This is a genomic window from Oceanobacillus longus (assembly GCF_042650085.1).
Classification (GTDB): Bacteria; Bacillota; Bacilli; order Bacillales; family Amphibacillaceae; genus Oceanobacillus; species Oceanobacillus longus.
Genome location: NZ_JBHSAO010000008.1, coordinates 412730 through 439496 on the forward strand (window position 1 = coordinate 412730; position 26767 = coordinate 439496).

Below are 26767 nucleotides of genomic sequence, written 5' to 3' on the forward strand. Positions count from 1 at the left end.
CATCCCCGGAATGTATTAAAAAATGACTGCGAGTTCTATCGGGCAAATAAAAACCGCCATTGTGGCATATGCCATAATGACGGTTTTAGGATATACATTCATTTTAAAATTAGCTGTATACTTTAGCGTTTTCTGCCCAGTTAACAAAGTTAGTTACAACAGAATCGATAAATTCTACAGTTGATTCATCGTTTAAATTGCCTTCATCATCAAATTTTTCATGTACAGAACCGATGAATACTTCATTCCCTGGCAATGTTAGTGTTCCTACTCCAGGAGCATTTAATATTTGGCGAAGTTGCATCTGAGCTTTTACCGTTCCCAAAGCCCCCATGGAAGCTCCAACAATCATAGCTGGTTTGCCTACCATTACGGTTTCCACTCGAGAGAACCAGTCAATTGCATTTTTCAACATTCCAGAAATGGAAGCATTGTATTCAGGAGTAGCGAATAGAATACCATCACTTTCTTTGATTTTCCCTCTTAGTTCTTTAACGATTGCTGGCGAATCCAATTCCTCATCCTGATTATAAAAAGGAAGTTGATTGATTGGCAAAATCTCGATGTCGACTTTTTCACTGTATCTTTGTTGCATAAATTGAGTAAGTTTCATATTATAAGAATCTGAACGATTACTACCTACTAGTGCTACTATTTTCATTTTTTATTCCTCCATTATGTACTTTGATGTTCGCAATACTTATATTAATAACACAATCGAAAGCTAAACTTCAAGAAATGTGATTCGGTTCACATAAAGATAGCGCTTACTTATTTATATTCTCTTTCCTGATAAATTCATGCGTAGCCGCAATCATGTGTTACTTTTGATCATCGTTATAAAGTCCGCTTCAAGACTAGAAAACTCCATTTGTTTGACAAAGCCAACTTTTTCATATAAATGAATTGCCCTTTTATTAAACGTAGCTACTGTTAAGCGAATATCTTTTCCATTATGGTTTTCTTCTACAAAATGAAGAATATGCGAAAAAAATTCATATCCTTTTCCCTTCCCTGTCAGTTCAGGTTTCATTCCAAGTCCAATATCCACACAATCTTCATTGTAAACATGGAAAGAATCACCGGCAGGTACTTGAGCAGATCTTCCCGTACAGAAAAAGCCAATGAACTCATCACAGCCATCAAGTACGACATAATATTTATTGCTTAATAATTCTAAGATTGCATTAGAAGTCAATATATTGTTATAAAAGTCATATGGTTTTGTATACTTCCAGCACAATGCATCGACAGCATAGTGCTGGTTCATCTTCTCAATTTGTAAAAGCATATCCATTCCCCGTTTCTCCATTGCTGTTAGTCAAACTATATCTTATTTTTCAACCTATCGTACGTTTATTGTTTATCCATTGTATGCTTTATTACATATTCTAGAATAATTGCATTTCTCCTGCCTGCGGAGTTGTTGATGACAAAAAAAATGAAGCTAGTTAGCCTAGCTTCATTCTTACTTACCTACGAGTACCTTGTTTCCTTTTATTCAATAGCTTTCTGATAATTGGATAAATCAATGGCCCATATCTAATTAGTCTTCTTAATAAACGTCCCATCATTTCTCCTCCATTGAGTGGAATCTGCTTGCATATGTTTATATTCCCTTCATTAGTTGGTTTTTAAACAATAAAGATTTTTCCCTACCTGTCTAACCTTCTCGAATCATCTCGATTAATTTCCATATAATTGATGATATTTCGCTGATTTCATATTCAAACCCCGTCTCAGTTAGGCTTTTTGATAACGACATCAATACACCTTCCAGCAATAGAACTCTTGGCTTATCTCTGTCCAGCTCTTCTTTTAAAAATTCAATCAGGTCAGCTCTTTCCGGATCCATTCTTCCTATTTTTTTGTTTTTATTAAGCAACTTATTCAGTTGAATAAGCGCCTGATTTTGAATTTCTGGAATGTTTTCCCCAGTATCATCCTTAAAAGCAGAGAAAGAACCCTTACCGAAGATAACTTCACTTGATTCTTCTTGTGTATAAATGATTGGCTTGATTCGGTTAAGCGCAAATGATATCACTTCTTCTGCTGTCATATCTTTTTGTGCCCACATCTTCCCTACGTATAGAAAATGTTGGATAATACCAATGAAAATGATGGAATGATCCAGAGCATATCGCTCCGTTTCTGGACCAAAGATTTCTGTAAGTCGTTTTGCAACCCAATGTATTTCCTTTAAATGATATTTAATCATAAAAGTTCTCAGGTCTTCATCTTCAGAAAATGATACAGAAGAAAAGAGACCCATTAAGTTATGCCTTTTATCGGTATTTAAACGTATAGCAATTTGATCAATAAATAATTGCTCATTATCTTTATTCTTACCAAACGCTATTTCCATTCTCTCCTGATCACTTTCTTGTCTCACATATTCAAGGATTGCCATTAAACATTCATTTTTCGAATTGAAGTAATTATAAAAAGTTCCTTTGGCAATCTTGGCTTCATTTAAGATATCTTGTATGGAAGTTGTAGCAAATCCCTTTTCAATGAATAATTGATGTGCAGCATCGATGATTTCTTTTCTTTTTAGGTTCATAACTTCTCCTTATAGAACATTAGTCTATTTTAATTTTAGAACTAAATCACTAATATATCAATTATTTTCATAAAATCATCTTATATGATTGATTTTTCTAGACTATCGGTATAATATTATAAAAGTGATTTTATTACTCAACTTTCGCAGAATAAAATGGATAGATTAGCCTTGGTAGAATTAGGAGGGCTCATGATACATCGCTCAAGTTGACGATGGATGAACTTATTGCATGAAGCTGTCTGGATACATCTAGACCTTAAGGCTGTTTTCATTATTTAGTTACTTTTCTTACTTCGAATTTTATATAAACTCCGAAGTAACTGCTGGTTTATTTCCAGGATTTGTGCTTATCCCTCCGTCCGGGACCGCTCTGGGCGGATGCTTTCCGCGGGCACGGCCTCAGCCTCCTCGAGAAACCCACTCTGCGGGGTCTTCGGACACGTGCTTTTTCCGCAGGAGTCACCGCCCACAGCGATGCCGGACTGGTGAAGCTCGGTAATATGAATTTTATAAATCACTAATGCACTTATCAGTTTGTAAGCTTAAAACCAGCTCTGGGGAAATATACGAAGACTCCAGCGGGAGGAAAGGCATCGGTGAGACCCCTAAAGAAGAAGCACGAGGAGGGCTCACCAGCCGCCCGCGAACCGCAAATATATTTCCCCAGAGCGGTCGCCGAAGTAACTTATCCTAGTTCGTAGTTTATCTCAAATCTGCCTAGTTGATAGAGTAGAGACATTCTAGGTTTACCCCAGTTACTTGTTTGAACCTATTTTATTAGTGCGAAAGTTGATATAGAAAAGAAAGTAGGGATGAACAATCATGGTGGAAACGAATACGGTACAAAAGAAACCGCCATATGGAATGATTGCAATTTTATTTATTGGGGCTTTTGTTGCAATCCTGAATGAAACATTATTAAATGTAGCTCTTCCATCTATTATGGTTGAATTTGATGTAAATGCAACAGCAGTTCAGTGGCTGTCTACTGGATATATGCTGATAAACGGGATTTTAATTCCGGCAAGTGCATTCTTTATACAGCGTTTTAAGAACAAAAGCTTGTTTATTACTGCAATGGGTCTATTTACGTTAGGTACCATCCTTGCAAGTATATCACCAACATTTGGTGTTCTCCTTTTCGCAAGAATGATCCAAGCTTCCGGCTCAGCAATTATGATGCCATTGTTAATGAATGTCATGCTGACCGCTTTTCCGATTGAAAAAAGAGGGACAGCAATGGGGACATTCGGGCTTGTTATGATTGTTGCACCCGCAATCGGTCCGACCCTTTCCGGTTGGATTGTAGAACATTACAGTTGGAGAACACTCTTTGAGTTAGTCATACCAATTGCGATACTTACACTTGTACTTGCAATATTTAAATTGAAGAATGTGACTCCACAACGCGACATTAAACTGGATGTATTTTCCATCATTTTATCAAGTTTCGGGTTTGGTGGACTTCTTTATGGATTCAGTTCTGCTGGAGATAAAGGCTGGGATCACCCGCTTGTTTATGGAACAATTATTGTTGGGGTAATTTCTCTTGTCACATTAATTTTCCGTCAGTTGAAGATGGAGGATCCAATGCTTCAATTTCGAATTTTTAAGTACCCGATGTTTGCATTGTCATCTGCCATTTCTGTTATTATTTCCATGGCAATGTTTTCAGGGATGATTCTAGTTCCAATTTATATCCAAACCATTCGGGGAATATCTCCAATAGATTCGGGATTGCTAATGCTTCCAGGCGCATTAATTATGGGAATCATGTCTCCGATTACCGGAAGATTATTTGATAAATACGGCGCTAAAATCCTAGCAATTACGGGACTTACGATTATGATAATCACAACCTATTTCTTTAGCCGTTTGGATATGCAGATTTCATATTTTAGTATTATGCTGATATTCTCCATCCGGGCCTTTGGGATGTCCATGGTTATGATGCCGGTGATGACAAACGGGTTGAATCAGTTACCGATGAAGGATAATCCACATGGTACCGCGATGAATAATACATTACAGCAGGTTTCGGGTGCAATTGGTGCGGCTCTCTTGATTACTGTGATGAATTCTCGTACGGAAGCAAGAGCAGAAGAACTCACTGCTTCTGCAATGGCTAGCATGGACTTAAACGGCACGATGTCTGAACAAGCTATGGCACAAATGCAGTCCCAAATAATGAATGAGGCCATGCTAAGTGGTATTAACTTATCATTTCTTGTTTCTACGTTGATTATAGTTCTGGCACTTGTCCTGGCATTCTTCATTAAGAGAGTTGACACTTCTAGTGGGATTGTTAAAGAGGAGCCTGTAATTGAAACAAAGAAAACGGCCGTTTCAACTAACTAAAACAAAACCCCTTATTGAACTTTTCAATAAGGGGTTTTTAACAGCCATCGTTTATTAAGAAATATATTTTTTTATTTCTTCATACGTATTATTTTTACAAACAATTAATAAATTAGCGTTTTTATTAAGCTTTTCCTGTGATTTAGAAGAGATATTCAAATCGTTATCTACAGATAATAAGGTAGCTCCTTTTTTATATAGATCATTAAAAGCATCCAGATACGTTGTCCAATCTTTATGAGGCTTAACAATAAACATATCTTCTCCATAATTTGATGAAGTGAGCTGTCTAAATACTTCACTGACACCTTTGTAAGAACCACTTTTGGCAATTAATCTAGCGCTAGTATGATTCGGTGTAACGAATTCATCAATCCCACAATGAATGAAACTCGAAATATGTAGATCATTAATGATTTCAGCAATTGTATAAATTGGCGTACCTGTTTTTCTTGAATAATCTTCTATCGCTGTTGCAATTAATAGTGTCTGACCGTCAGCGAAGGATGAATTAGGAATATTATCTGCTGAAAAAATCATGATGGAATCAGCTTTCGCGATATTTGCTTTGTTAAGAATAGTGATATCGGCTGGATCTCCGTTTACAAAATGAACTCTTTCACTGTCTAAAGGCGTTTTCTCAATATCCTCAGCAACCAAAACAATATCTTTATCACCATGCATATGTAACAACTCTTTTATTGTCTCCTTCGAACGTTTGGAATAATTGATAACGATGAAATGATTTTTTCCTTTATAGGTCAATTTCCCCTGCTCCTTTCTTTGCTTATATTCCACATAAACATCTATGATGTAACCAATAGCAACACCCATTAAGCCAATCCCAAAAATATAAACGACAATCATAGCAAATAGTTGGCCACCGAATGTGACAGGTGAAACATCTCCATACCCAACAGTTGTAACAGTAGTCATTACCCACCATAAAGCACTAAAGTATGAAGGAAACGTTTCCGGTTCGATCAATTGGATCATTCTGGTTGAAAATAAAATGAATGCTATTAAACCAATAAATATGGTTACTTTAGCATCCATTTTAACGGCTTTATTAATTATTCGGAAAAACATTTCTTTCCCTCCCTTTCCTGCTTTCACATTATAACAGTTTCTATTCGCTCATAAAAATGCAGGAGATTTTTTATGATTTCTTCAGATTTTTCAATTCCTTCCCCGAGTGAATCACACCTATCAGTAAAAAAATCCAAACTGGGATAAGACCAACATAAAAGAAAGTTACATTACTTGTAGTTACATACATCAAAAGAAAAAGAAAAGGAATAACAACAACAAAAAAAAGAGAGATCATTAGCACTCGCTTAGGATTATTTCTCATTTATTAACCTCTATTCTATAGATTAGATTTGCATTCCTTCTTTTACTTTCAAAACCATCCTTACTGTCTTCAACATATGTCCATCAAAATTATCTTCAAATTCGGATTTTACTTCAAAGCCTTTTGCATGGTAAAAAGTTGTACCGATTGTATTGTTTTTCTCTACGTTCAAATGAATCTCACTTGCACCCAATTTCTCAATTCCCAACTGCAAAAATGCTGTACCAATTCCTTTGCCTTGATATTCGGGATATAAATAAATGGCTCCAAGCTCTACCGATCCATCTACAGAAACAGGAGAATAGTTAGCAAAACCAACAATCTTCCTGCCAACTTCTGAAACAAAAATAGTTGAGTGCTTTAAACGTCTTTTCATATTTACAACACTATATGCTGAATTCAGAAATTTATCCTGGATATCCAAAGGAATAATACCTTCGTATGTTGCATGCCAGCTTGTTCTTGCAACGCGTTGGACTTGGGAGATGTCTCTCTTTTTCATTTTACGAATTATATAATCCATTGTAACCACCCCTTTATAATTATTAATGAATTCTAATATTTTGTAACATTATATCATTATTTTAATGGAAAAGTTTCCACTTCTTCTAAATTTACATAAAAAAAAGCATCGCTTCATTTGCAATACTTTTCTGTCGCTATTTATTAGTTTGGTTGTTTTTTTCATCATGTCTTTCCATGATTATTCTTCCTACCTCCGAACGATCAAGTCCTTTTTTAACTCCAGCGGCTATAACAAAATATAATATAATAATCGGTATGATATAAACAACTAATGCCATTAAAAAATCCAAGTATGTCCCCCCTCAGTATTAGCTTATTTTTATTATAAAGCTTAAGGCGTCTTAATGCCAGGGAGTCAACTCATCTGTCAGAAGACGGTTGATATCTACTCACCTACACAGGTCCCCTCCCTTCTCAATATACTGCAATAAGGTATGAAAGGAGGTATTTCGTAATGGAAAAATATAGAGATTTCATCATGCTAGGCATTGTTATTCTTATTGCTATCCCGTTTATGTATTTAATTATCCAAAACACTCCTACAGATGACGGCCAAGGTGCTGAACAAGAGCAGGAAAGCGATGAAGAATCCAATAAAGACACAGATTCAAATAGCGATGAAATTGTTTGGGGAGTTGACTCTGCCAGTTACACAAACGAAAATTTATTTGCCTGTGTCATAGATAATTTTGGTCAACCCAACGTATGGGGACGTTATTTAGGTAATAAAGATGGTGTTTCCGAAGGACTTGATAGCGATGAGGTAAGCTATCTTCATGAAAATAATATCCAAATACTCGTTATATATAATCATGTGAATGATGCGAGAGGATACGAACACGGGATAGAACATGGAGAACAGGCTATTTCCTTTGCTGAGGATTTCGATATTCCTGAAGGTGTTGCTATCTTTGTCGATATTGAGCCCGATTACCCGGTAGATTCCGAGTTTATGGATGGGTGGTATAAGACGCTTTCCGCCTCTGCTTATCAAGCCGCAGTATATGGAGTCTTTAACGAAGGAAGCGAGTTATTTGAATCCTACAACATGCTAGAGCAAGAAATACAGGAAAATACTATTGTATGGACAGCATATCCGCAAGAAGAAATAACCTCACAAGAAAATGCCCCAGAATATAATCCACAAGGGCCGGAAAGTTCCCTGCTTTACGGCTGGCAATATGCGATAGATGCAGAAACATGTAATATTGACACAAATCTATTTCGTAGCGAAATGATCGATTATTTATGGTAAGACAATAAGTCAGGGGCATTAAAACGTCCCCTGACTTATTTAGTATTGAAATTTAACATTCACCTTTGCCATGATCATAATTTCTCCTGGCTCAATTGGAGTAGTAAGGCTGTCCACAGAAGCAGCAAATGTTTTATAGGTGATTGGTTCATCTGTGATTTCCTCTACAATTCTGATTGGTGTAGGGTCCAGATTCAGTTGCATTGTTTGAGCAATCGTTTGAGCTGTTACACGTGCATCCTCGAGTGCAGATACAAGAGCTTCCTGATAAATACGTTCTCTGTCTTGAACCGTAAACTGGATATTCGAAACATGATTTACCCCGTTCTCTACAGCATCATCAATAATTGTACCTGTTTGTTCAATTATGGAGGTCTCAACCGTTATTTCATTTCTAACTTCATATCCCCTGAACACTTGCTGACCATCCACATAATCATATCTTGGAATGATATTGTAAGCAGTTGTTTGGATATTTTCCCTTGATATACCTAATGCAATAAGTGACTCTATAACCTGATTCATTGTTTGTGCATTCTCCTGCTGCGTCTGACGGAGTGATTCACCCTCCGTAACAACTCCAAGTTGAATTCTAGCAATATCCGGTTGAACGGATACAATACCTTTACCAGTAACTGTTATCGTGCGGATTCGTTGTTGTGAATCAGGTTGCCGATAATGCGGGACATAAGGATAATACATATTTTTACCGCCTTTCTCCATGCTTCTTTAAATAATATGCAAGCCTAGGCGGAAAAATTATATTTTGTTAGCATCAGGTCTTCGATTATACCCAATAATCCGGATCTGCCATCTTTATTTCTTCCACTGCATCGTCCAAATCTGCCGGTGTAATTATAAATATAGGATAATCCTTATTCGTTGTCTTTGCTGCTTCATAAAGGAAACGGTTACTACCAGGAAATTCATCATCCATAAGGAGAAGACAGCCATCACTTTTATCGACGAACCACTTATTTTTAGCTTTGAATTGGTAAGGACCTTTATAATCACCTTGATAGAGTGGTTTGTAAAAATCGGCAACCATCTGAAGCTCTTCATATTTCTCCTTTAGGTTGTCCGGCCAACGGTTGTCCTGGTTTTCAAATGGTGGGAATACCCCAATTTTAATATCATAGGTTTCCTGTAGATCAAGGACAATTTCTGCTGTCCACATCTCTACACCCATTTGTCCGGAAATGATTACCCATTCGAGCCCCTCTTCGATAAAACCGATCAACCTTTTTTCAATCGCCGCTTTGATAAATGCAATACGCGGATCATTTTCTTTAAAAATACTTAGTTCCATTGATTTATAACCAGATACAGTTAAAATTTTCATGTTTTTACCACCTTACGATAAAGAAAAGCCAGCAATTTATTTGCCAGCTCTTTTCTTTAGTTAACACCATTTATTCGGTTTTTTCCAGTGATTCGGTCCTGCTCCGTATCCCGGTTGCATTGCTCCTGCTACCTGACCTCCGGGGCCATATCCTGGTTTCTTACCATAACCTGGTTGCATTGCTCCTGCTACTTGATTTGGACCATAACCTGGCTGCATTGCTCCTGCTACTTGATTCGGACCATAACCTGGTTGCATTGCTCCTGCTACTTGATTCGGACCATAACCCGGTTGCATTGCTCCTGCTACTTGACCTGGGCCATATCCCGGTGATGTTGCTCCAGCTACTTGACCTGGACCATATCCCGGTGACATTGCTCCAGCTACTTGAGCACCTGGTCCTGGAGATGGCACATTAAACGATCCACCATACTGATCCACACTGTTCACTGTATTTTGGACAGATGTAGAATGAGGGTATACATGATTATTTTTGACTGTATGATGATTCATAACTGTCGTATGGGAAGGATGCACATGGTTAACTTGACTTTCCGAGTATTGGTTAACGCAATTGTACTTTGTTGGATGTACAACTGTTTTGCAAGCATGACAGCCGCAATGACGTCCATGACGTTGTCTCATAACTAATCCCCTTTCTATTATAGGTTCACTTATAACCTATGTCAGTTGCCATGGGAATGTATGAGACAGGTACCTATTTCACGAAAATTTTCTAAGTAAACATCCTAATCTTGCGTAAGTCTATGAGTGACCTTTCTCTTGTTGTTTTGTCTTGGTTGGTCACTTATCAGCTTTATTATTTCTCCTTTTGTTGACTTAGTCCACTTTTAACATTAACATAACTGCATACTTGAAAAGTGGACTAAGTCAACGTTTTGACGTTGCTCATTTTAATTTTATTAAGAATTAATTGAAGGAGATCGTATATGATTATTAGAGAAATTAAAAAACAAGACAATAAACAGGTAAAAGAATTAATACAACATTCATTAAAATCACTTGGCTTAGCGATTCCAGGATCAGCTTATTTTGACCCTCAACTTAACGACCTTTACCAGTACTATAAGAATTTAAAACATGCGAACTACTGGGTAGTAGAATTGGAAGGCGAAGTTGTTGGTGGAATTGGTATCGCACCGTTTAACGAACATGAAAAAGTTTGCGAATTGCAAAAACTATACTTAAGTCCAAAGACACAAGGTTTAGGATTTGGAAAGAAACTAATGGAAACAGCTTTATCATTTGCCTCTACACATTATGAAAAGTGCTACTTAGAAACAATGCATGAATTAAAAACTGCATGTAGATTATATGAAAAATTTGGGTTTATACTTTTACATGAAGCCCTACCAGGCTCTGACCATTCAGCTATGGATGCGTGGTATTTGAAAGATTTGAACTAGCCATGAGAGCGTCAACCCTCCATGGACCAACTCTCCTTATGTGTTACTAATTTTAACATCTTATATGTTTACGTTTGAAACCTAGCTTTCCTTTATTTGTTTTTGAATACTTTCGTAAGTGTTTAGGAAACTGCTTTTTTCTTTTCTCGTTTGATTCCCTTTTTAAGAGCCTCTCTTCATAACTACTATCGTTCGAATTTCTGATTTGGGGGCATAAATCAAGGAATTTCCATCCCCTTTTGCCATCTTATTTCGATTGTAGTTGTGAAGAAGGGCTATAACTGAAGCAGATGTGATACTAGCCAGCCTTCATAAGAATGTTTTCGTAAGTCTTTAAAGCGATCCTTCTGTCACTTAGCAGCAATTGAGGGCCTCATTTGAATTTCATGAATTGCCTCCATTAGACTCTCTTTATCAAAGTCAGGAAAATAAGCATCACTGAAGTATAATTCTGAACTGCAGCATTGCCATAATAAAAAATTACTCATTCTTTTCTCACCACCAGTACGTATAACTAAGTCTGGATCTGGTAGTTCCTTTGTATATAAGTAGTGTTGAAATAAAGATTCATCCACATGATCTAATTCTACATTTCCATTTTGAATTTCATGAATAATTTGTTGAACAGCCTGTAAAATATCATCCCTGCCACCATAATTAAAAGCAAAGTTGACGACAATCCCATCATTACTTTCTGTACTTTCAACTGCTTTACGAAGTGCCTTTTTTGTAAGATCTGGGAGGGCTTCTATATTTCCAGAAATAAGTATTTTAATATTTCTCTCCATAAATTCAGGTAGTTTTTGTTTAAAAAACTTTACAGGTAAATACATGAGATAATTAATTTCATCTTTTGGCCTAGTCCAATTCTCTGAGGAAAACGCATAAAGAGTTAGTATTTTAATATCAAATTCTATACTGGCATCAATAATTTTTTGCATTGCTTGTGCACCTGCATAATGACCTTGGCTTCGAGTAAGCCCTCTCTTCTTACCCCATCTTCCATTTCCATCCATGATAATTGCCACGTGATTTGGAACACATAAATTCATCAACTGTCCCTCCCTAACTATTTCCTAACTCAAGCTCTTTCAACTTTTCCATTACCTTTTGTCTAGTAAAATTAAATGATTGCCATGAACCCTCGGGTTGTCGTTCCATTTGCTGCTTTCGATTAATTAGTATGTTTTCCAACTCTGGATATTCTGGCTCTACTTCATATAACGCTATCAGCCCATTCAGTCCTGTATAGGAAAGGGAATTCAGATAATAAACATCTATTTTTCCTGTCTCCTCAAAACGATCCAAGTTATTATCTACAATGATTTCTTCGATATTCATAGCATTTAATACCGTATAAAAAGTGAGTCCCACAATTATATAAAAATGCAGTAATGTTAACCGTTCAATCCAAACCCGAATCAGTGTATAAGCAAAAATCACAATTAAAAAGATCATGAATGCATGTGCTAATACTCTATCTAAGGTAAAGCCATATGCTGCTTCATACATGTTCAATCGTTGGTAAGCCGAAACTAACATGACGCCACTTACTACTATAAGAAGGGAATTCATAACTTTTAATGTAAGCTTCATGCCTTTTCGATTGTCTTTAACAAGTTTCAAGAAGCTTATTAAAATGGTCCAGTTAATTAACGTAACGAACACGAGCTCAAAAAAACCTCTTCTAGCATATTCAGCATAGGTGAATCCACCTTGTAATCCATCACTGAAAAAATACGTAAACTGTATAGCTGCAAACAATACATACACAGCATTTAGCATCGATAATATCGTCACAGCAATAACACTATCCCAACGAATCTTCTTTTTTTCTCGATCAATAATAGAATTTACAGCTGGCTTTGTTACTTGTAATACTTGAAAAATGCTGAAAAACAGTAAGGTAAAAAGAATAACGGCTGCCACCCTTAATGTTCCTTCAAGAAAATTGAATTGCAATACAAACTCTGGCACACGTAAGACAATATCTTGGAAAACAGCATCTGCGGACATTAACAGACCTGTAATCATTAGCAATAACGGTATCCCTATCACCAGTCCAATCAGGATACGTTTTATCGTTTGTGTTTCCTGCTCATTCATATTTTTAAATATCCCTTTAAAGATCCCCTTACAAAACGCTGAGCTATATTGCATCCCTTCCTGAAACTTCATTGTTAATAAAGTCATAAATTCCGGCTTACTCCAGCGAAATTCATTCGGACTAGTTATTAGTACAATATGGAAAAAGACGAGGATGGGTATGATAAGTAAATTAAGTTGATGAAAAAATTCATTATCATAAAAAAGATAGCCCCCAGCCAATACCCATATAGCCCCCATTAAAAGCAAACCAATTCTTCGATGATTAAATGTAAGACGAAAGCGAAGAAAAAGGACAAAGTAAAATCCGGTTATAAATACAGGATAAGATAATCCAATCTTCCCATGAAAAAAACTAATCTCTGTTAAGATGCCTAATCCTAAACAAACGAGCAAAAATAAAATATCTTTCTGATTTACCTGAATTTCCATTACTCTCCCACCTATACAATGTTATTCTATATACATAGTAATTCTAGGTATATAGCCAAAAATTAATTTCATATTGGGACTGAATTCATAACCTTTTTTCAGTCCCCTATTACACGGAAACTTTCCTCCCCCACTGATACCCCAGCAAACTTATTGGGTATAGAAGTCCAGTGCAAAGAATACACACTACAGTAAAACGGACACTCAAAATCGGCTGAAACCACTCATACGGAATGAGTTTAAAAATGATCAAATACATTAATATTAAATTCGGTACAATCGAGAACATAAACGTTTTTCTTAACAGTTTGTATCCCCTAGCACCAAACGCTTTCCCAATTTCATAACCAAGGAGTCCCCAGAACAATATATAAACAAGGATAATGATGGAAGTAGCATCCGTTAATCCAGCCCATAAACTTTCCAACCAAATCCAATCGTATACATTATAGCCAATTGTCATCAGGGCTCCCCCAAAAAAAATGGCACAGTTGCATAGCACAAACAGCCACTGCATTTTTCTTGGCGTAACAGCAGTCTCTTGTTTCCATAACGCAGCAAGCACCTTAGGCGACCCTAGTCTATTAACCAGTTTCTCATAAATTCCCTCTTCGTTTACAGCTTCTTCTTGCAGCAAATCATACACATGTAATTCATATTCCGCCATAATATTATGCTTATCAGGATGATCTCCGATTTCTTTAGCTAATTCATTTAAAAACCTCTGTGAGGCTATACCCTGAAACAAATCCTCTTCATCTACATTCATGAATTGCTTCTCCCAATCAAATTGTTCATAACTTGAACATAGCGATGCCATTCAGTTGTTCTTTCTTCAAGAATTTCTATCCCTTGAGCGGTTATCCGATAATACTTACGGGCTGGTCCCTTTTCTTGATTTTGCCAATAGCATTCAATGTACTCTTGCTTTTCCATTTTGTGTAGTGCAGGATATAACGTACCCTCTTTCATTTGAAGATGATGCTCACTACGCCGATCCATTTCTTTTACAAGCTCATAGCCATACATGTCACGTTCATTTAACAATTGCAGCACAAGGAGTGATGTACTTCCTTTTACAAGTTCACGATTAAACATTTTATCACCTACCTAGTTTTATTAGGTACCTATAATATATATAAATTTTTGAACGTTGTAAAGGTCTTAATTAATATTTTTATTTTAAAAAAAAGATGGCCTCACAACAAGCTCACGCAAATTTCTTCCACAGCTAAACATTCGGGTACAGATCAATTTTGATGATTGGCATCTTAAACTCTTGCACAATATAGTTGAAGAACATACTCTCATAAGATTATAAATCAAATCTTTCAGAAATTATCTTAGATACTTCCACCGCACTCAAATTAGTATTATTAATTTTTATGTAATTTTCTTTTTTAATTTCACCCTCGTTGGAGTTCAATCTGTATTTTTTCATTGTCTCCTTTAGTTCATTTGCTGACCTATCAACATTTCTTTTTGTAGGCTTGTGTTCAAGTCGGTGAGGACTTTTATTTCGTTCCAGTCTCTCGTCAACATCAGCTTCTAATTCAACAAAATAAATACTAGCACCCCTGGATTCAAAAATTTCACATATCTTGTCTCAAATTTTTTTCGATTTCCCACGATGTATTCAAAATAAATAACATCAATATCATTTATTAGTTGAATAAGAAAATTTAAATATTAACTTCATCGCTTTATCAATACGGTTAAGTCACCCTCAAAAACTTTTTCTTCATTATCATTAAAAGTAGATAACAATACCGTAAGGAGACCCGTTTCATTCTTTAATGCTTTTTTATCAATAACCTCAACAATGATATGTAATTCATCATCAGGATATACTGGCTTTATAAATTTAATATTATTCATTTTTGTTCCAGCAATAACATCCACACCATACCTACCATCTTCAACCCATAACTTAAATGATATAGCCAGTGTATGTATTCCAGAAGCAATGATTCCATTAAATCTTCCCTGATTTGCTTTTTCCTCATCCAAATGCATATATTGGGGGTCAAATTCACCTGCAAACCTCACAATATCTTCTTTTGTTAATTTATGTGATTTAGTTTCGAACACATCTCCAATTGTAAATTCATCTAACTTCATACAAAACACCTCTTAATTATTAGTTAACACTAGAACTTAATCTATTTTAACATCTGTTATTAAGAGTTGGTACTAATAATATTTTTCTCTTGTAAATTAACCTGCCATTTTACCTCATATTACTTCTCTCGCTAATGCACCAGATCGTAATATAAGGTTAGCCAGAATTTACTGGTTGACCTTTTTTGTTGAAGAAGCACTATATCAACAAAAGTATGCTAAAATTCCATACAATTATTGTAAATGAAAGTGTTAACTAAAATGTATTTTTATAAGTATCCTCATTGTTTTTTACCTTCTTTAAAATAGATACGAGGTTTGCACAGAACATAATACTTAAAATTGGTGATAAATAAAATCCAATTACTGTTGCAATTCCTATCATAAACTTATAGAGGAGGAAATTAATATGAAGAAACTTACGTGAGAATTATTAGCAATTGCTTCGAAACAAGGATTTCCTTTTAAATCTAAAAATTTTGAGATAATCTAATCATATCCCTACACTGTATTCCATTTTCGAAAATCTCTTCTGGATAGTGCCTAATGAAAAAATCTATATCTACGCCAGTAATTCTAAAACCACATTTTTGGTAAAGGGCTAATTGTCCGATGCTTGAATTTCCAGTACCGACTTCTATGGTTCTGTATCCTTTTGACTTAGCTACTTCAATTGCATTCATTACTAGTTGTTTTCCCAAGCCTTTGCCGTGCTGGGTTTCTATTACTGCAATATTCACCAATTCCACCGTTCCAGGTCTTGTCGGCAGTAGTACATAAACCCCGATAATTTGACCATTAATTTCAGCTACAAAGCATTCTCCCCTTTGCATATATTCCTCAACGATTATTTTAGAAGGGTCAGCTAATAACAACAAATCCATTGGGGACTCTTCATCTATATTTAGTTTACGAATAAACATACTACTCACCCCTTCATTTCACCATTTCTTGTTAAACTAACCTGCCATATAGAATAAAAGACCGCCATTTTGACGATCTCATTGTTGTATTAAAGCACCAGTTGTTGAAAATACCTAGTAGGTGGTCAGTCTAAAATTTATTCCACACTCTAATCCAAATTGAATAATTCCGAGATGATTTCAGCACTTCCTGGAGAAAACATAAATATTGAGAACGCAATACATAAAAGTCCTACAAATACCAAGCTATTTTTTTTATTCCCACGTAGCCCCTTAACAACTAAAAATATTCCTACAATAATATTAAGAAATACCAAAAGCCCATAGTCTCACCCCTTAATAGAATAGAATGACGTTACCGTTCACTCTTGCACCAGTAAGTCATATTTACTTTTTCTTTTTCTTATCTTCAAAAAATCCAAATGCGACCGCAAAAGAAATAATTAGTGCCAACACAAACATCCACACTTTATAACCCCCTTTTAATATTAAACTTAAGTGTGTGCACCGATTGTTGAACAAAAGTTAAGCAATTCTCTACGTATATTTTACAATAAATATAATTTATCCTTGTTCAACGCTTCTGCCAAATAGCACAATAAAAGGCGACTGCTCTTATTGTGCTATTGCACCCGTTTGTTGAAGATGGCCTCATTAATTAGAAATAACGAGTCCATCTTCTGCAACTTGCCTCTAATCAGTAGAATTTGGGGTTCCAACCAATACAAAGGATATTTTTTGGCCATGTTTTAGAAATCTGAATCAATCAGGAAACCCTTTCCGTATCAAGTAAACAGAACTGAAACTAAGAAAAGAATCGCTGATTGGTGAGTCTATTATACCAGTGAAAGCAACAACTATTTTAAAGTGCTTTTCGGCTTCTTGATTGATAATTTTTTTAATATATTCCTTCCAGCTAGCAACGCAAAATATAAAGAAATTGTGACTAGTAATATTGCATAAAAGTCCCGTCTAGCAAGGTAAGTTGTAGAGTTAAGACCTTTTATAAGTAAGTGAGCAAACAGGTAGGAGATAGGCAATAGAATAATTTTTTCTAGCCCATTTCTTATTTTTTCATTCTTACGGAATATGGCCAATCCAATTCCACAAATAAGTAAAAATCCTATAGCAAATATCACATAGTAGCTTAAAACTAGCCGAGGTAACGTAATGACAGAACCAGTCGTTATTGGATCTCCATAAATTAAAATATTTTCACTTCCATCGGTATTGTAATAATAGATTGAAGCGACCGTTTCTCCATTCGGGTTTAAGACAGTATTTTCTAGGTTGTTTTTGCTTATTTTCTGGTGCCAAATCGTTTCCCATGTAGTTATATCATAGACATAACCTGAATTGTCTGCTGCTGGATATTGTTCTACATGGAATCCGGATACTTCTTCACTAAAATTCAAAAGTACAGTTCCATCACCCTTTTCAATGATTGAAACCGCATTTTCATTATAAGAAATGTATGCTGGCACTGTCAGATAAGCCATTGTAACCACTGCAAAAACCAATGTTACCATGACTGAAAGAATAATCGTTTGCAGCTTTTCCCTTCTCAATGTATTTTGTATATTTCTTAAGGGAGCTATATCGGTATCTATTGGCAGTTCTTCAGGCGTCCTCATTTCTTCAAGTCGTTTTTTGCAGTTTTCACAAGAAGCTATATGTTCTTCAACGATATCTCTAGTATCTTGACTTGCCATATTCTCGACATATAACGGCAGTAAATCCCTAATCATATTACAGCTAATTTTCATCGATAGTCCCCCAATCGCGCTTTAATCTTTTTTCTAGCACGGTGATAAGTAACACAAGCCCAGTTATCACTTTTTGCAAACAAATTGCCAATTTGCTTAAATGACAGTTCTCCAAATACACGGAGCGTAAAGACTTTTTTATAGGGCTCTTTTAAATTCTGGATAATTTCATGTACCTTCATAGACGCTTCTGAAGTGGATATTTCTTGTTCTACATTGTCTTCACTAGCTGGTTCTGGAAGTGACTCTAAATCTACAAAGCTTTTTTTCTTACGCAAATAAGAGTAATAACTGTTCTTGGCAATTTGGCATAACCAAACATGGATATCACTATCCCCTCTGAAACTGTCTAGCGATGTTAACGCCTTCATAAAAGTTTCCGATGTGATATCTTCAGCGATATGCTTATCGCCAGATAAACTATACACATATAAAAATACATCTTTAAAGTATGTATTATAAATATCCTCAAGCTGTGTCACCATCTCACCTCCTTACATATAAGACGCGATAAACTCAAATATCTTACAAAAGTAGAAGAAAAACCGTACAAAGTACACCCGGTCCTTTTTTCTTCTACCATAATTATTGGAAATCCTGTAGTCGATACTCCTGCCCATGTATCCCTTTATAATATTCAGGGACCATTTCTTCTCTACATTGTTCACACTGAAATCGGTTAAGTTTAAGTAAAATATATACAATCTTTATACTAACTAATATCTTATTACCAAGTGATCTTCCACAATCTGGCCCAATTGTTGAACACAAGTTAAACAACACTCTACAACTAAACTGCCAGATAGGTCAGCAGCCATTCATTTAATGTTAACATAATATTCCTAACATATAAAAAAAGAAAAAAAGACAATCAAATTGATTGCCTACTTCAACTCTTGCACCCGTTAACACAAAAGCTAACTTTAAGTATTTATCCAAAAATTACGGCGAATATTGCAACTAGGATAAGCATTGGTAATAAAATACTTTTGACTTTATTTTCCTTCCAAAAATCCACTGATATAGTAATCCCCGCTATAATCATTAGGGGAACCCCAATCAACTTCATAATCTCTAATGTCAGTAGATTTCCTAAAGAAGAAAGGAAATACCCTGTTACAAAGAAGCCCAAAGTTAAAATAAAATGTGCAGATTTAAATGTCTTTTTTACGTCATTTTTGTCATCTTTGCTCATTTTTAAATAGGTTATAAGCATCATCGTAGTCGGTGTTCCCCACATAATTAGGAAAGTAACCAATGAATCAGTGTCTATATTCAAATAATCCCCCCGTATTGACGATCTCCTTGTTGCGTTAAAGCAAAAGTATGTGGAATAAGAAAAGTTACATTTATTCCTCAATCTTGCTCGTTTGTAGAATTATTACTACGCTAAGTTATTTGATTTTTGTTGTAAAATATCTTGTAATTTTTTTCGGTATCTATCTTGTAAAAAATTCTTATCAATCTTTTTACTGTCGAACCTTCCAATGACCTTACGTACATATTTGTCGTGAACAATTAGTTGTTTATACTCTTGATTGTTTAACAACTCTTGAAACCATTTATATTTTTTTAAATGGTTAGTATTTCTGCCTATGTCTCTTCATTAACCGCCAATAAAGACGGTAAATAAAGCCCGAGATTTAAAAATACGATTAAGCCAAATATAAAGATAGAAAATAAAATTCTCACATTATCCATCCCCGTATAATTACGGATTTACCACTACAAAAGTTTCGTTAACTAACCCGACCATTTAACGTAATTTAAATGTCACTGTTGCACTAACCTGCCAGTTAACTCAATAATCTTTTAATTAACCTTAACATAATATTCCATATGGTTTTCAAAAAAGAAAGGACAATCAATTTTGATGATCGCCCTCTTAAACTCTCGCACCCGTTTGTTTAACAGTTTATGCTTTTATTATTGGTATGAATAGAATATTATGTTCTTCATATTATTTAGGTAAATTTAATTGCCACGAAACTCCATAACGGTCATTTAGCCAACCAAATTTCTTACTGAATCCATAATCACCTATTGGCATAAGTGCTTGTCCACCTTCGTTCAGTTTCTGAAAAAGATTATCAATTTCTTCTTCAGTATTACAAGTAATAAATATTGAGAACGAAGGTGTGAAGGAAAACTGATGTTTTATATTGCTGTCTATGCACATAAATTCTTGATCTTTCAAGGTGAAAGTTGCCTGCATAACGGTTCCTTCATCCCCACTTTCATTTGCACCATATCGAACAATCTTTCTAATTGCTGAATCCTCAATCAGTGATGTGTAAAAATTCATTGCCTCTTCTGCTTTGCCCTCTTGAAACATTAAAAATGGTGTGACCTTTTTCATTATAAATCTACTCCTTTTAGTATCTATTTTCTAAATTATTATTCAACCTATATTATGATATTCATTCTTCAACTAACCTGCCAAATAGCACCAGAAGCGATTGTTCTTATTGTGCTATTGCACCATTTAGTTTAATTAACTTACTTAATAAATTCAGCTTTAAGAAGATAAGCGACATCATATTCTTTCAACTTATTTATATTACTATCGGGATCTTCATAAAATTCTGTTGTAAGAGAGCTCATACCATTTTCATCGTTAGAATAACAAATGTTTGCTAACACTAATTCGTCTTGATTTAAAGTAAGTTCTTCTGGAAAACTTCCCCAAACACTTGCCATATTATCCAAGTCATTTGAATTTGTGTCGTAACCACTTATTGATCCTGTGCTACCATTACTACCTATTCCAATATTAAATGTATATTGCTTTTCTGTATTACTGGTCTTAGGGTTTGAAAAAATAATTGAACCACTTTCGTTTATCTGTGTTGTTATTTCACTTAATCGATCATCAACCATTTCACCAGCTTCATATTTTTCAATCCATACAGATACTTCTTTGTATTCACCATCTATCTCAAAATCAAATAGAAATGATTTATCTGAAGTAGTTGAAAGTATTGTATTTTCTCTGTCTGTTAATTCTACAACAGAAATAGTGTTTGAATTAGAATTGCTATTATTACAAGCACTTAAAACAAATAAAAACAAAACTATTATTAGTTTCGTAAATAATCTTTTCATTTTATCCCCCACTTTACCAATTCTGCAATCTCACCTATTTAACACCGTTCTCCCTCTTTAATAAATTCAACAAGAAAGAGTGCTTATCCTTCTTCAAGAAATGCACCAAATACTTTAATAGGGAATTGGCTAGCTTTCCTCTACATGTGTAAGCTCAAATGTTCGTATCACGTTTAAATAACTGTTGAGCAATTCATCATACTCAGGAGCATCAAGGGCAATATCAAAGGTTACTTCGTATACATGGCCGTCAATCTCCTTTAAAAACCAATATTCTTCATAGCCATCGAAGTCCACACGTACTGCGGTTGTGAATATTCCTGTGTCGAAGTCTTCCTTCTCATGTAAATATGTAATCGACCGGGCATGATCGTATTGGAATGCAACAAAATCATCAAGATCTCTATTTCGCAATTCCTCTTCCCGGTTTCTCGCATTCTCCTCTTGTTCCACTCGAATTACTATTTCCGAACTTCTTAGAGTAAAGTGCTCTCGTTCAATGCTTTCCTCGTAGATGGTGTCGAATGTATAACGATAGACATGATACACAGGAAATGAGTACCTGAATGTCGCAGCTTGCGGCAACTCGAAGGAATAGCCAACTTCCGGATAACTGCCTTGAAGATTCTCTGCAGGCTCATAGGACAAGTTTTTCGACTTATCTAACTCAGCCTCTCCATGGAAATCTTCTTCGTTATAGGTTATCGTCCGTACGGAAGCTAACATCGTCTCAAACAGTTCTTCTTTTTTCTTCTTCGGAACAGAGATAGCAGTACGGAGATATGTATGTTCCAGTTCACCAATCAGTTCATAGTGAACCACACCTGGTTGTGGTTCACTTTCGATCATATAGGTGAAGGGCTCGATATCATACTCATTAGTGGTATGGACAATGGGTTCGCCCTGCATTCTTTCTATTCTTTCTATTGTTTCTTCTTTAAGTTCTTTCATATGGACCTCAGAGTTTTCTTTAACGTCCTGTGTTACTGACTCCATAACCTCTTGAATTTCTGCTTCTGTCAGATCTTCACTCAAAGAGAAATATTGTTTCGTATAAACATACCGATTTTTATTAACCGGTTTAATCTCAATCGTTGGTACCACTTTCTCAAGTTGATCGGAAGTCGTGTCCAGGGTAAATTGGAAATTATTTGCTGATGGCTTATGCCAGAAGAACATTTTTTCTTCTGAAGCCTCTGTTTCATATCTTGAAATCCTTTCAAAATAATCATCAACAGTCACCTGGTAAGATTGTGGAAATAACCAATTGCCTTTATCATCTGTATCCTGTTCTTGTATGAACCCATAGGTTGTTCCTCGTGTATCGTCTTTCTTTTCATCTATGTTATCTGTTTCTACTTGATCAGCTGTCGAACAAGCATATAGAAATAATAACCCCAACAAAATAAGTCCTACCCTTCTCATTATTACACTCCCATAAAGAAATTTTTCTAGTTTTTCAATATACATCCAGTTCACCTTTTATTAATATACAATCATATAAAATACTATTAAGAGGGAAATATTCATAAGAATTAGCAGCCACTTTTTCCAACCTTTACCCACATCGACAGCTTCTTCTATCGTTAAAGCACCATTTAGCAGTAAAAGAAACAGAGAAGCTTATGCAAAAATCGCGACCGTTAATACAAATTATATTACATATTTATTTTTTAATAATCACTCCAATTATGGTACCTACCCATATTCCAAGGAAACCACTGATTGCAACAAATATTAACCCAAAGCCTTCCCAACCACCGACTTCTCTGCTGTAAATAACAATTCCGACACAAACTAAACTCAATACGATGGAAATTAAAATTAGAGCTTTTCTGGAAATATTACGAGATATAAAAAAGATGATAATAGCAACAGCAATCCCAACAAGTAAAATCGGTGTAAATCCTTCTAACATTAAAGCATCCATTTTGTTCCCCCTTTACATATTCTTATTACACAATCTGGCCCGATTGCGAATTAGTCAAATCAAGGTACTTATGCTAACGCACCATATAGTGCAATAAGAGAGGTGCTTCTATTAGCTGGTTTAGTTTAAGCGTGAAAACACTCTTTTAGAAATCAATTAGTCTTTATCGTTATCCTCCTGATTTTTAGAATTCTTATCTGATTTCGCCAAATAATATAAGAAACCTGCCGATGATAAAATAACCAACATAGTATAAACGAAACCCACTTTCATCCCCCCTATTGCTAACTAAATCCTCTACTGTATTCTCCCAGTTAGGCTGAAAATGATCGCCGTATTGACAAACCCTTTATTGGTTAATGCACCCGTTAATTCAAGAAAAATGATTGAATTGAGATAAATATAGCAATAGCTATACACAGATATCCAAATCCTTTTTTTCCCTTATTGAATTCATCTATTCCCATCACTAATATAAGTAACCCCAAGAAAAAAATCATAAGTGATTGTAATACAAAATTATCAGATAATAATCCATAACCTGCCAACAATAATGTTATTACACTTAAAATGATTCTTATAATTTTTAATCCTTTTATTTCTTTATTTTGTTTATATTCCTTTTTTCGTTGTCCTTTACTTAATACAAGAGAAATAACCACAATAATTACTATGAAAAAAATTAGTTGGAAAATCATATCTCCTATGTTTATTCTATCAATTGCTGAAAACAAAAAAATAATAAATTCCTCCCTCGCCCTCTTAATGTACCAAAAAATCCAATAATTTTTTCAAGTAAACTGCCACGTTAACCCAATAATCATTTAATTAATTTTAACATAATATTCCATATGGTTTTCAAAAAAGAAAGGACAATCAATTTTGATGATCGCCCTCTTAAACTCTCGCATCCGTTACTTTAGGTTACATTTTTCACAAAGTTCATCTTTCACTCTTTTTATCGAAGTATATCTTTGCCCTCCAATAAATTTGGGTCAGGTCCTTTTAATATTCCTTCCTATATATTCCTCTCCCTTACCCTATCCGAAAAGATCGACGTGACTTGGAAATCGGTTTTATATTAGTAAACTAGCAAATATATATATCCAGTACCTAAAAGAATCCATCAAAAAGAAAGAAGCTTGATATAGTAAAAAGCTATAGCAGGCGATAGTTTTTAGGTGTTACACTATGGATGTGTTTTTCTGTTAGGCTTTATTTAACAAAAAGTTTAAGGAAAAGGAAGTTGATTAAATGTCAGGATCAGAACGTTTTTTACTTGTTGGTTCGCTCTTGCGACCAGATGAATTACAAACTTATAACCGCGAAATTGAAAGTCGAGATGATATAACTTTTCCCTTCTATGATGACTTAGAAGGCTACGCAGAAACAGAAGGAAAAACCGTTACAGAAGTTGTCAATAAGCAAATCGAAGCTGGTATTCCAGAAGTAACGGATGGAGAATTCCAACGTTCTATCTGGCACTTGGACTTTGTCTGGGGCTTGGATGGTGTGGAGCGTTCAATCGGTGATTCAGGTTGGAAGTTCCAAAATGATACGGATGGTTTTGAAGAAGGAACATTTGAAACTCGTAAAGATATCGACGTCAAAATCGTAGCTCCTCTTCACTCTAACAACCATACTTTCATCGACCACTATAAACGTGTTCGTGAAGAAGCTGGGGATCACTCAGTTAAATTAACCATTCCATCACCTGCTCAAATTTATAACGAATTTGTGCGTTCAATGTCTGACGAGAACGGTTATTCAAACGATGTTTACCCAACGACAGATGATCTTGGCGAAGGCTTGGTTCAAGCTTGGAAAGAATTCGTAGACGAGTATACAGCTGTTGGTGGTGAAGTACTTCAGTTTGATGACTGTACTTGGGCACTCTTCTCTAAAGACAACCCAATTGGCTACTATACTCAAGATGGAGCTACTGACGAAACTGTTAAAGCGCAAGCAGAAAAGCTTGTTTCCTTAAACAATGCAGTAGTTGACTATGCCCATGAAAAAGGCTTAACAGTATATACTCATAACTGTCGTGGTAACTACGGCTCTCGTTATGCTATGGGTGGTTCTTACGAGCATGTTGCTAACTACTTCTTAGCTAATCAGAACTATGACCGTTTCTACTTAGAGTGGGACGATGACCGTGCAGGGAACTTAGTAGCCTTAGAAGCTTTCAAAGATAAACCTGAAACAGAAGTAGTTATTGGGTTCTTATCATCGAAAAAATCTGGTCTAGCTGATAAAGAAGCTGTTTTGGCAGAGCTTGAAGAAGCAGCAAAATACATCCCTAAAGACAAACTATACCTCTCACACCAGTGTGGTTTCGCATCATGCGACGGCGGTAATGACCTTACTCACGAACAACAGTGGAGTAAAATCAAACAAGGCCAAGAAATCGCCCAAGCATTCTGGAGCGAGTAGATGAAAAATTAGTTCCAGACGGTCCCACCATTTTTAACAAAAGAACGAATCTCTATCGGAGTAAATATATAGAATAAACAAAAAGAGTGCAGAAATCTGCACTCTTTTATCATCATTTATGATACGGTTCACCGTGGTGAGCGATAAGGGGCACCAATAAACCGCAGTCAAAACTACTTTTCCAGAGACTAAATAATAAAAAGCTTGCCCAACTACTAAATTAAGTAAGTTCTTTTAAAACGAAACACCCCTTTAGATAAAAAATCCAAAGGTATTATAAACAGCAATCGCGTCGATTGTAGTAAGGGTGTTCCATATTTTTTATCTCATTAAATCAGATTTCTTCCGAAAAAACAGCTTTAATAATTAACATTGGTAAATAGAAATATAAATGCAACATCATTAATTAAATCCATGGATAGTCACTTCAACACGACGGTTTTTCTGCCTGTTTTCAGGATTATCAGATCCATCACTATTTGTATTACTAGCAACAGGTTCTGAAGCACCTTTTCCTTCAGATTTTAGACGGTCTTTTTCAACACCCGCATCGATAAGGCCCTGTTTTACAGCTTCAGCCCGGCGTTCTGATAATTTCTGGTTGTAGTTTTCATCTCCACGGCCATCTGTATGTCCGACAATAATCACCTCGCCATCGGTTGTCTCGATAACTTGTGTCAGTTGATCCATTGCCTTATCGGCTTCTGAACGTAATTCATCCGAATCAAAGTCAAATAAGATATCTTCAGGTAACGTTAACATCGCTCCGTCTGCCGTTCCTACGGCATTAAACTCAGTCAATGTTTCCATTATTTCTTTTTCAAAATCAGAACTGATCTCCATGCTGCTTTTATAAAAAATAGATCCTATTGACATCTCAGATTTAAAAAACTCTGATTTGGGTATGTCCTCTGTTTTGTCAGAATTACTTCCGACATCCTCTATGTTGTGATCCGTTGTTATACGCTCTTCATCAGCGGTGGCTTGTTCACTTGGTAAATCATTTTCATTATTATTTCCTTCCGCATTCGAACAAGCTGAAAAAAACAACATGAATATGACGAGAATAGAGCTTATCTTAAACATGGATAAGATTCCTTTCAATGAAGCTACTCCTTTCC

The 26767-nt window shown here is 35.5% G+C and carries 28 protein-coding genes and 1 pseudogene; 4 read left to right on the top strand and 25 right to left on the bottom strand.

Annotation, left to right across the window (positions count from 1 at the left end):
* Nucleotides 1-109 precede the first annotated feature (109 nt).
* The 3 genes from ACFOUV_RS12655 to ACFOUV_RS12665 form a co-directional block, all read right to left on the bottom strand.
* Entirely contained in the window at nt 110-661 is a 552-nt protein-coding gene (locus ACFOUV_RS12655) for an NADPH-dependent FMN reductase (RefSeq protein WP_379497134.1), read from the bottom strand.
* Between the two features lie 153 nt (nt 662-814).
* The gene (locus ACFOUV_RS12660; RefSeq protein ID WP_379497135.1) at nt 815-1297 is read right to left on the bottom strand and encodes a GNAT family N-acetyltransferase; all 483 of its coding nucleotides are present in this window, start codon (nt 1295-1297) and stop codon (nt 815-817) included.
* Between the two features lie 366 nt (nt 1298-1663).
* Nucleotides 1664-2563: a TetR/AcrR family transcriptional regulator gene (locus tag ACFOUV_RS12665; RefSeq protein WP_379497136.1), complete on the bottom strand. Its 900-nt coding sequence runs from the start codon at nt 2561-2563 to the stop codon at nt 1664-1666.
* Nucleotides 2564-3388: 825 nt separating this feature from the next.
* Here ACFOUV_RS12665 and ACFOUV_RS12670 point away from each other — a divergent pair.
* Nucleotides 3389-4924, top strand: a complete 1536-nt coding sequence (locus tag ACFOUV_RS12670; protein WP_379497137.1) for a DHA2 family efflux MFS transporter permease subunit — start codon at nt 3389-3391, stop codon at nt 4922-4924.
* A gap of 54 nt (nt 4925-4978) precedes the next feature.
* Here ACFOUV_RS12670 and ACFOUV_RS12675 read toward each other — a convergent pair whose 3' ends face one another.
* The 3 genes from ACFOUV_RS12675 to ACFOUV_RS12685 form a co-directional block, all read right to left on the bottom strand.
* Nucleotides 4979-6013 carry a potassium channel family protein gene (locus ACFOUV_RS12675; RefSeq protein ID WP_379497138.1) on the bottom strand — a complete coding sequence of 345 codons (1035 nt, stop codon included), beginning with the start codon at nt 6011-6013 and terminating at the stop codon, nt 4979-4981.
* A 287-nt stretch (nt 6014-6300) separates the two neighbouring features.
* Nucleotides 6301-6801, bottom strand: a complete 501-nt coding sequence (locus tag ACFOUV_RS12680) for a GNAT family N-acetyltransferase (RefSeq protein WP_379497139.1) — start codon at nt 6799-6801, stop codon at nt 6301-6303.
* Nucleotides 6802-6937: 136 nt separating this feature from the next.
* A complete protein-coding gene (locus ACFOUV_RS12685; protein ID WP_379497140.1) occupies nt 6938-7093 on the bottom strand; it encodes a hypothetical protein in 156 nt (51 codons plus the stop codon).
* A 164-nt stretch (nt 7094-7257) separates the two neighbouring features.
* Here ACFOUV_RS12685 and ACFOUV_RS12690 point away from each other — a divergent pair, with 164 nt between their 5' ends.
* Nucleotides 7258-8058 (top strand): glycoside hydrolase domain-containing protein, encoded by an 801-nt coding sequence (locus tag ACFOUV_RS12690; RefSeq protein ID WP_379497141.1) that lies wholly within the window; start codon nt 7258-7260, stop codon nt 8056-8058.
* A 39-nt stretch (nt 8059-8097) separates the two neighbouring features.
* Here the strand turns inward: ACFOUV_RS12690 and ACFOUV_RS12695 are convergent, their stop codons facing one another.
* From ACFOUV_RS12695 to ACFOUV_RS12705, 3 genes are all read right to left on the bottom strand, one after another.
* Nucleotides 8098-8760 carry an SIMPL domain-containing protein gene (locus ACFOUV_RS12695; RefSeq protein ID WP_379497142.1) on the bottom strand — a complete coding sequence of 221 codons (663 nt, stop codon included), beginning with the start codon at nt 8758-8760 and terminating at the stop codon, nt 8098-8100.
* An 85-nt stretch (nt 8761-8845) separates the two neighbouring features.
* A complete protein-coding gene (locus tag ACFOUV_RS12700) occupies nt 8846-9400 on the bottom strand; it encodes an SLOG family protein (protein WP_379497143.1) in 555 nt (184 codons plus the stop codon).
* Nucleotides 9401-9460: 60 nt separating this feature from the next.
* Entirely contained in the window at nt 9461-10045 is a 585-nt protein-coding gene (locus tag ACFOUV_RS12705) for a CotD family spore coat protein (RefSeq protein ID WP_379497144.1), read from the bottom strand.
* Nucleotides 10046-10350: 305 nt separating this feature from the next.
* Between ACFOUV_RS12705 and ACFOUV_RS12710 the strand changes: the two genes are divergently transcribed.
* Nucleotides 10351-10827, top strand: coding sequence for a GNAT family N-acetyltransferase (locus tag ACFOUV_RS12710; RefSeq protein WP_379497145.1), 477 nt, complete (start codon nt 10351-10353; stop codon nt 10825-10827).
* Between the two features lie 350 nt (nt 10828-11177).
* Here the strand turns inward: ACFOUV_RS12710 and ACFOUV_RS12715 are convergent, their stop codons facing one another.
* From ACFOUV_RS12715 to ACFOUV_RS12785, 15 genes and pseudogenes are all read right to left on the bottom strand, one after another.
* Entirely contained in the window at nt 11178-11879 is a 702-nt protein-coding gene (locus ACFOUV_RS12715) for an isoprenyl transferase (protein WP_379497146.1), read from the bottom strand.
* 13 nt (nt 11880-11892) lie between these two features.
* A complete protein-coding gene (locus ACFOUV_RS12720) occupies nt 11893-13365 on the bottom strand; it encodes a DUF4153 domain-containing protein (RefSeq protein WP_379497147.1) in 1473 nt (490 codons plus the stop codon).
* A gap of 109 nt (nt 13366-13474) precedes the next feature.
* Nucleotides 13475-14134 (bottom strand): HAAS signaling domain-containing protein, encoded by a 660-nt coding sequence (locus ACFOUV_RS12725; RefSeq protein WP_379497148.1) that lies wholly within the window; start codon nt 14132-14134, stop codon nt 13475-13477.
* Complete coding sequence (locus tag ACFOUV_RS12730) at nt 14131-14463, bottom strand: PadR family transcriptional regulator (protein ID WP_379497149.1); 333 nt, start codon at nt 14461-14463, stop codon at nt 14131-14133. Before ACFOUV_RS12730 ends, ACFOUV_RS12725 begins: the two co-directional genes overlap by 4 nt.
* 217 nt (nt 14464-14680) lie before the next feature.
* Nucleotides 14681-14965: pseudogene (locus ACFOUV_RS12735) on the bottom strand (shikimate kinase); the annotation flags it as partial.
* A 95-nt stretch (nt 14966-15060) separates the two neighbouring features.
* The gene (locus ACFOUV_RS12740) at nt 15061-15486 is read right to left on the bottom strand and encodes a MaoC family dehydratase (protein ID WP_379497150.1); all 426 of its coding nucleotides are present in this window, start codon (nt 15484-15486) and stop codon (nt 15061-15063) included.
* 470 nt (nt 15487-15956) lie between these two features.
* Nucleotides 15957-16409 carry a GNAT family N-acetyltransferase gene (locus ACFOUV_RS12745; protein ID WP_379497151.1) on the bottom strand — a complete coding sequence of 151 codons (453 nt, stop codon included), beginning with the start codon at nt 16407-16409 and terminating at the stop codon, nt 15957-15959.
* Nucleotides 16410-17266: 857 nt separating this feature from the next.
* Nucleotides 17267-18175 carry a zf-HC2 domain-containing protein gene (locus tag ACFOUV_RS12750; protein ID WP_379497152.1) on the bottom strand — a complete coding sequence of 303 codons (909 nt, stop codon included), beginning with the start codon at nt 18173-18175 and terminating at the stop codon, nt 17267-17269.
* Complete coding sequence (locus tag ACFOUV_RS12755) at nt 18172-18660, bottom strand: RNA polymerase sigma factor (protein WP_379497153.1); 489 nt, start codon at nt 18658-18660, stop codon at nt 18172-18174. Before ACFOUV_RS12755 ends, ACFOUV_RS12750 begins: the two co-directional genes overlap by 4 nt.
* 446 nt (nt 18661-19106) lie before the next feature.
* The gene (locus ACFOUV_RS12760; RefSeq protein WP_379497154.1) at nt 19107-19454 is read right to left on the bottom strand and encodes a hypothetical protein; all 348 of its coding nucleotides are present in this window, start codon (nt 19452-19454) and stop codon (nt 19107-19109) included.
* Between the two features lie 681 nt (nt 19455-20135).
* Complete coding sequence (locus ACFOUV_RS12765; RefSeq protein ID WP_379497155.1) at nt 20136-20534, bottom strand: VOC family protein; 399 nt, start codon at nt 20532-20534, stop codon at nt 20136-20138.
* A gap of 140 nt (nt 20535-20674) precedes the next feature.
* Nucleotides 20675-21280 (bottom strand): hypothetical protein, encoded by a 606-nt coding sequence (locus tag ACFOUV_RS12770; protein ID WP_379497156.1) that lies wholly within the window; start codon nt 21278-21280, stop codon nt 20675-20677.
* A 129-nt stretch (nt 21281-21409) separates the two neighbouring features.
* Nucleotides 21410-22705 carry a hypothetical protein gene (locus tag ACFOUV_RS12775; protein WP_379497157.1) on the bottom strand — a complete coding sequence of 432 codons (1296 nt, stop codon included), beginning with the start codon at nt 22703-22705 and terminating at the stop codon, nt 21410-21412.
* Between the two features lie 241 nt (nt 22706-22946).
* The gene (locus ACFOUV_RS12780; RefSeq protein WP_379497158.1) at nt 22947-23210 is read right to left on the bottom strand and encodes a YesK family protein; all 264 of its coding nucleotides are present in this window, start codon (nt 23208-23210) and stop codon (nt 22947-22949) included.
* A 368-nt stretch (nt 23211-23578) separates the two neighbouring features.
* Entirely contained in the window at nt 23579-23944 is a 366-nt protein-coding gene (locus tag ACFOUV_RS12785) for a hypothetical protein (protein WP_379497159.1), read from the bottom strand.
* A gap of 520 nt (nt 23945-24464) precedes the next feature.
* Here ACFOUV_RS12785 and ACFOUV_RS12790 point away from each other — a divergent pair.
* Complete coding sequence (locus ACFOUV_RS12790; protein WP_379497160.1) at nt 24465-25646, top strand: 5-methyltetrahydropteroyltriglutamate--homocysteine methyltransferase; 1182 nt, start codon at nt 24465-24467, stop codon at nt 25644-25646.
* A gap of 402 nt (nt 25647-26048) precedes the next feature.
* Here ACFOUV_RS12790 and ACFOUV_RS12795 read toward each other — a convergent pair whose 3' ends face one another.
* Nucleotides 26049-26750, bottom strand: coding sequence for an OmpA family protein (locus ACFOUV_RS12795; RefSeq protein ID WP_379497161.1), 702 nt, complete (start codon nt 26748-26750; stop codon nt 26049-26051).
* Nucleotides 26751-26767: the final 17 nt, after the last annotated feature.